Source organism: Pseudoalteromonas sp. TB64 (assembly GCF_000498095.1).
Taxonomy (GTDB): domain Bacteria; phylum Pseudomonadota; class Gammaproteobacteria; order Enterobacterales; family Alteromonadaceae; genus Pseudoalteromonas.
In genome coordinates this window covers 1-6,035 of record NZ_AUTQ01000132.1, presented here as the reverse complement: position 1 = coordinate 6,035, position 6,035 = coordinate 1, and the positions used below count along the sequence as shown (strand labels likewise).

Annotated in this window: 7 protein-coding genes and 1 pseudogene; 3 read left to right on the top strand and 5 right to left on the bottom strand. The window is 37.5% G+C overall.

Going from position 1 to position 6,035, the window contains the following annotated elements; all coding sequences use genetic code 11:
• Positions 1-115, bottom strand: a pseudogene (locus tag L647_RS1000000126380) (YaiI/YqxD family protein); the annotation flags it as partial.
• A gap of 130 nt (positions 116-245) precedes the next feature.
• On the opposite strand from L647_RS1000000126380, the gene L647_RS0110380 reads away from it, so the two are divergent.
• Positions 246-767: a lipocalin family protein gene (locus L647_RS0110380; RefSeq protein WP_024611061.1), complete on the top strand. Its 522-nt coding sequence runs from the start codon at positions 246-248 to the stop codon at positions 765-767.
• A 207-nt stretch (positions 768-974) separates the two neighbouring features.
• On the opposite strand, the gene L647_RS0110375 is transcribed toward L647_RS0110380, so the two are convergent.
• The 3 genes from L647_RS0110375 to L647_RS0110365 are packed head-to-tail and all read right to left on the bottom strand — an operon-like array spanning position 975 to position 3,153.
• On the bottom strand, positions 975-1,310 hold the full coding sequence (locus tag L647_RS0110375) for a DUF3325 domain-containing protein (protein ID WP_024611060.1): 336 nt from the start codon (positions 1,308-1,310) through the stop codon (positions 975-977).
• Positions 1,307-2,908 carry a PepSY-associated TM helix domain-containing protein gene (locus L647_RS0110370; protein ID WP_024611059.1) on the bottom strand — a complete coding sequence of 534 codons (1,602 nt, stop codon included), beginning with the start codon at positions 2,906-2,908 and terminating at the stop codon, positions 1,307-1,309. The genes L647_RS0110375 and L647_RS0110370 overlap by 4 nt, the downstream gene beginning before the upstream one ends.
• Entirely contained in the window at positions 2,905-3,153 is a 249-nt protein-coding gene (locus L647_RS0110365) for a hypothetical protein (protein WP_231613257.1), read from the bottom strand. Before L647_RS0110365 ends, L647_RS0110370 begins: the two co-directional genes overlap by 4 nt.
• Positions 3,154-3,455: 302 nt before the next feature.
• Here L647_RS0110365 and L647_RS0110360 point away from each other — a divergent pair, with 302 nt between their 5' ends.
• Positions 3,456-3,812, top strand: a complete 357-nt coding sequence (locus L647_RS0110360; protein WP_024611057.1) for a VOC family protein — start codon at positions 3,456-3,458, stop codon at positions 3,810-3,812.
• A 150-nt stretch (positions 3,813-3,962) separates the two neighbouring features.
• Entirely contained in the window at positions 3,963-4,574 is a 612-nt protein-coding gene (locus L647_RS0110355; protein WP_024611056.1) for a uracil-DNA glycosylase family protein, read from the top strand.
• Between the two features lie 95 nt (positions 4,575-4,669).
• Here the strand turns inward: L647_RS0110355 and L647_RS0110350 are convergent, their stop codons facing one another.
• A complete protein-coding gene (locus L647_RS0110350; RefSeq protein ID WP_024610808.1) occupies positions 4,670-5,941 on the bottom strand; it encodes an IS4 family transposase in 1,272 nt (423 codons plus the stop codon).
• Positions 5,942-6,035 lie beyond the last annotated feature (94 nt).

The window sequence follows — 6,035 nt, the reverse complement described above, 5'->3', positions numbered from 1 at the left end:
TACGCATTGCGTGATTAGCCACTAAAATAGTGTCGATTTTCATACGCTCTGCTGCCCTAAAAAGTATTTCTTTTATAACGACAGGACACGCGTCTGCATCTACCCAAATTTTCATGCTATGGTCATTTTTATTGCTTTAGAATTAATACGATCCTATAGCAATTTTTTTTAATCGGCTAGCAAACTTTATATCCATCTATATTTAGATAATACGTACGATTTATGTAATTAAAAAAGGAGCTTACATGAAGGCTATTAAATACGGTTTACTTATTACAGGGTTATTTTTTCTTAGTGCATGTACCAGCCCTCCTGAGGGAATAACACCCGTTAAAAACTTTGATATACAAAAGTATAAGGGCAAGTGGTACGAAATAGCTCGCCTTAACCACTCGTTTGAAGAAGGGATGGAGCAAGTTACTGCAACGTACTCTATCAACGACGACGGCACAGTAAAGGTACTCAATAAAGGTTACCTAACTGATGATAAAAAATGGAATGACGCAGAAGGCTTAGCCAAGTTTGTTGAAGACACCGATACAGGTCATTTTAAAGTGTCGTTTTTTGGTCCGTTTTATGGCGCTTACGTTATTTTTGAGCTTGACCAACCCGATTATCAATATGCATTTATAACCAGTTACAACAAAGATTACTTGTGGTTTTTGTCGCGTACACCAACGGTTAGTAAAGAGCTTAAAGAGCACTTTTTAACTAAAGCAAAAGAGCTTGGCTTTGCTACCGATCAAATTATTTGGGTTGAGCAATAAACAGTGTAAAGCCCCTTTACAGCTGTAATAAAAGTATCACCTCACTGTAAAGTAACTTAAATATACTATGGTTATGTTAAGTGTACTTGCCGTAGACAGTAAGTATTAGAAACACTAAATATCCCCTATTGTTGGCAAGCTATATAGCTTGCCATTTTTTTACCTAGTATATGGAAAAACAACGGATCACGCTTTTACTAACTAAGCCTAGTTTAAACCAACAAAAAGCCCTGTTAGTGCAATTATCGCTATATTTATAATACTTAGTATTTTTACATAACTAATTAAAAAATTATAAAAAATCATTATAATTAAGACACTTAGGCTCATAAAACCACAAAACAGTAATGCTCCATACCCTCCTTGAGTGGCTACAAAAAGCACTAAGCTTAGTAAAATACTGATCCAAGCGGCTAATAACAGCTTTTTACATTGGGGTTCTGTAGGGCGTTTTTTAAATACGCCTTTAAAGTGGTTAAACTTAGCCAGCGCAAAACAGTTAAAACTGAACAAACACAGGGAAAAACCAAGTAAATCAATCATGGTTTCTCCCTTTTAAGATTATTAGATTGGCTAGGGCTGATTGTTTTTGAGTTGCTTTTAGCAGTACGTAATTTTTCGGTTTGTATAAAAAATAATATACTAAACAGTAAAAACAGTGCATCAAAAGTAAATAAAGCCCATTGTTTTTGCATCAAATAGCTAACTATATTACCGTTAGTTGTAAGCGCATTAATAACTGGTACGCTTAAACATGCAACAGCATTTATAGCTGCCATAACTCGCCATTGCAGTGTATCGCGCTTTATAAGTGCTACAAGAGCAACTGCTAGCCATGTTAAAAAGAAGGCGAGTATTTCTTTATCTGCGCGCTCTGCGGTAGTTGGGCTAAGTAGTCTGTTAGCAATAAAAAATGCACACGTTGCCAGCGGGAGCCCCATAATAGTGGCTAGATTTAACCCTTCAACTAGTTTTAAACCAAACGACGGTTTAACGTTATTTTTAGTTCGCTCGCGAATTCGTTTAGCCCACATAATACAACCAGAGCCAATCATTACACAGCCTGCAATACCGCCTAATACGTATAACCAGCGCAACAACCACGTAGCTAAACGCCCCGTATGCATTGAATTAAGCGACTCGTAAAGCGCTTTGCTGCTAGTTAGTTCGTCACCAGTTTTAGCGACCATTTGTCCTGTAGCACCACTAAATATTAAGCGTGGTGCTTGGTCACGTAGTGTTTTACCTGCGCTTACCAATACGGTAATTGTTGAAGCTGCCATATTTGGTTGGTTAACTTGTACGCGGGTAATATCTGCATGTGGCCACTTAGTATAAACCTGATCTAAAATATTTTGAATCGGCACCATTGACGATTCGCCTTTGGCTTTATCGGTCATGGTGTTGCGAGGCGTTACATCATTAAAAAAGCCACGCATACCCTTATCGTAGGTCATTTCTGCAGGGTAAGGGAACAACATAAATATAAGCGTAATAATGCCCGTGTAAGTAATCATTAAATGAAAAGGAAGGGCAAGCACAGAGCTTAAGTTATGGGCATCTAACCATGTACGGCTGCCTTTGTTGCGTCTAAAGCTAAACATATCTTTAAAAATACGCTTATGAATAACCACGCCCGAAATAATGGCAATCAGCATAAAAAAGCTAGCAAAACATACAATCCAGCGCGCCGTTATTGCATCCATATAATGTAAATCATAATGCAACCGGTAAAAAAAGTTACCGCCTTTAGTATCTACAAAGGGCTCGAGCTCTTGCATAGTATTAGGGTTTAGCTGTGTGTTTTTAAACTGACTGCGGCGCTGACCTGGCTCTTTTGGTTTTGCATAACCATAGATTAAATAAGGAATACGCTGCTCAGGTAATGTAATACGCCAGCTTGGTGAGTTAGCTCCGTGACTAGCTAAGTAATCAAATCCTGTAATTATTTGTTGTTTTTGCGCTTCTATACGCTGTGTTTGGGCTTGTATATTATGTATGGCAGGTTGATTCCATAACGTTATTTCATCTCTAAAAAAGCTAAGAGTTCCTGCAAAAAATATTAAATATAATAACCAACAAACGAGTAACCCTACCCAAGTGTGTAACCAAGTCATCGATCTAAAAAAGCTGTCTTTCATACCCAATCCTTTAACATGGCAAGTAATAAAAGCTGAGTTACTATAGCTAGTAAAATACTGATCCAAACAGTTTTTAATGATCTAACCGTAAAAGCTAAAATAAACACAATTGAGTAAATTAAAATACTAACTGATACACACAGTAGCACTGCATCTTGCTTGGCTAGAGGCAATACAAGGCTAAGCAAAGCAGTTGTTATAGCCGTAAAACAATATCCACCTACAATGGCAATTAAAAAACGCATAAACACCGAAAAACGATATTTAAGCTTTGAAGGCTCTTTAAATAATTGCGAAAGCTGTGCACTAAGCGGTTGTGCCTGCATAATAAATTAATCCCTTATAAACGCCGAGGGTAAAAATGAGGCATTATTATATAGTTTATAAATACAAAAGATAGCTATTCTCATTTGTGATATTTAGGTTTATCGATCATTGTGCATAACTACTTAGTAAAATAATGATCCCAAATAAAATCAATGTATTGATCCACATAACTATAAGATTTAAGGTTACTCAATATATAAAATACAGGGCAAATATAACGATGAGCGATCACGAAAAACTAAATTATGTAGAATTTACGGCATGCGACTTAGTGGCTACAAAAGTTTTTTTTAGCCATGTATTTAATTGGCAATTTACCGACTATGGTCCAGAGTACACGGCGTTTAGCGGGCAGGGGTTAGATGGTGGGATTTTTCAGGCTCCATTAAAATCACTAACTCAGCACGGGGCAGCATTACTTATTTTTTATAGCGACGACATACACGCAACCTTTAAAAAAGTAGAGGCATTTGGCGGAGTAATATTAAAACCTATTTTTGAGTTTCCTGGCGGTTGTCGGTTTCACTTTGCAGAACCAAGTGGTAACGAATTTGCGGTATGGGCGAAAGAACACTAGGAACTATAAGGGCTGTAGGGAATTGAGGCTTAAAGATCAGGATTTTACTAACTAATCGCTGTTTTAGATAAAATAAACCGATTTTTTACCAACTCATTAAGCATAAACAGCCAAAAAGAGTGTTTTTTAAGCATTTAAGGTCAAAAGTAAATGAATACGAGCCAATTAATAGAGCAAGTTAGTAAATGCGTGATCTGCGAACCTCACTTACCTTTAGGCGCTCGCCCTGTAATACAATTTAACCCAAATGCACGTATTTTAATTGCAGGTCAAGCACCTGGCACTAAAGTGCATGAAACGGGTATACCGTTTAACGATGCAAGCGGTAATCGCTTACGTGATTGGCTAGGGCTTACAAGTAGTGAGTTTTACAACGCCAATAATATCGCCATTTTACCTATGGGATTTTGTTATCCTGGAAAAGGGAAGTCAGGCGATTTACCACCACGTAAAGAGTGCGCACCCGCTTGGCGTGAACAATTATTAGCTGCATTACCAAACATCGAACTAACTATAATTTTAGGTAAATATGCACAAGCCTACCACTTACCACAAACAAAAAAGTTACCATTAACTGAGTTAGTAAAATCGTGGCGTGAGTATTGGCCACACTATTTGGTACTTCCGCACCCAAGCCCGCGTAATAATATTTGGCTTAAAAAAAATTCATGGTTTGAACATGACGTACTGCCAGAGCTTAGCCAACGCGTAGCCCATGTTTTAAATAAGAGCCCTAGTACCATTGAAGTAAAACAACTATAGCCACAGTAAAGTTAAAATTTAGGCATTAAAAAAGGTGGCATATGCCACCTTTAAATACTTTAAGCGTTAACTAATAACGATTCATAGGTTAGACATTAAGAGATAATTGGATTCAGGCCGCATTTTAATCGTCCTTTTTCTTTATCTCTTTTTGGGTTCGCTCTTCGTGCATATTTTGACAAAAAACTGATAGTTTTTTGCCATGCTTTATTCAGTGTCGATATCACGCCTTGTGTTATCGACTCCATTAATTGATAAAACCAACCTTGGGTGTTTTTTGCTACCATAAATGTTGATAGCTCAATACCGGCAAGTTGTTGAACACTCATGCCTATTCGCCTCTTTACTAACAACGTCAATAAACTTGCCCACACCAAGCCTTCCATCATGCTCGCTTTTCTGGTGTTAAATTTTTGCAGGTTGCAATAAGACTTCCATTCTTTAAACAGTAACTCTATTTGCCACCTGAGACTGTAGAGCTTTATTACCGCTTCAGCGCTAAATTTTTCTCGATTTAAGTTCGTTGCCCAATAAGTAGGCTCACTTTTTCCTCTAGGCCAGCTCGCAATCAATCGATAATTAGTTTTACCTTCCACATCCATATCGACAATAACACTACGACGAATATGCTTTTTAACGTCCTTTTGCTTCTTCTGTGAAAACCGTTTTAACGCGTTACCGTGACGATTAAAAGCAGCTACTACGGTTGGATTAACCGTGGTTTTAGCCCTGACAACATAAAAGCCTCCTGCTGTATCAATTGATTCAAGATACGATAACTTAAAATAACCTCTATCCGCTAAAAACAAGGTGTCGACTAACGATTTAGCATCAGGTAAAAAATCATATTCAGCTTGGCTATCAGGACTCACTGAGATTTCTTCGGGATAACCTTGAAGCACATCCCAACTCACATGAACCTCTATTGCCGCAGGACTTATTTTAGTAAAGCGACCTTTAAAGGTATCTTTTAAACTATCGTGCACTGCGAACGAACTTCCGTCTTGCAATATGATGCGTTTGAAATCTGACAGTGTGACTTCTGTGCCGAGTATTTGTTGCTGCCATTCATTTAACGCCACATCGACCAGTGATTTCATCAATTGGCTGAATTCAGGCTTACTCAGTTGATTGTGAAACGGTTTATATTGAACATCAGTTTCCGTCAACTTCACAAAATAACGATGTAAATCTGTCACGGTGTTTACCGATTTATCGCCTAGAGCCGTTATTAACGACATGACTAATTCGAAAGGTTTTATTATTCGTTTACGGCTACAAAAACGGCTTGTTTTACCTATTTCGTTAATATTAAAATCGTTAAGCACTTTCGTTATTTTGTTTAACTCAGTATTATATTTATTCATGCTCTGCTTTTGGGATAGATAGTGGTTTGGCGATTACTATCAGATCAAATTCAGAGCATGTTTTCAAGTTTTATTCCTTAAGATCCAACCTATG

Bases quoted from the DNA above. Each gene is read 5' to 3' on its own strand.
- L647_RS0110380 (WP_024611061.1), top strand. From the start codon at position 246: ATGAAGGCTATTAAATACGGTTTACTTATTACAGGGTTATTTTTTCTT.
- L647_RS0110375 (WP_024611060.1), bottom strand. From the start codon at position 1,310: ATGATTGATTTACTTGGTTTTTCCCTGTGTTTGTTCAGTTTTAACTGT.
- L647_RS0110370 (WP_024611059.1), bottom strand. From the start codon at position 2,908: ATGAAAGACAGCTTTTTTAGATCGATGACTTGGTTACACACTTGGGTA.
- L647_RS0110365 (WP_231613257.1), bottom strand. From the start codon at position 3,153: ATGCGTTTTTTAATTGCCATTGTAGGTGGATATTGTTTTACGGCTATA.
- L647_RS0110360 (WP_024611057.1), top strand. From the start codon at position 3,456: ATGAGCGATCACGAAAAACTAAATTATGTAGAATTTACGGCATGCGAC.
- L647_RS0110355 (WP_024611056.1), top strand. From the start codon at position 3,963: ATGAATACGAGCCAATTAATAGAGCAAGTTAGTAAATGCGTGATCTGC.
- L647_RS0110350 (WP_024610808.1), bottom strand. From the start codon at position 5,941: ATGAATAAATATAATACTGAGTTAAACAAAATAACGAAAGTGCTTAAC.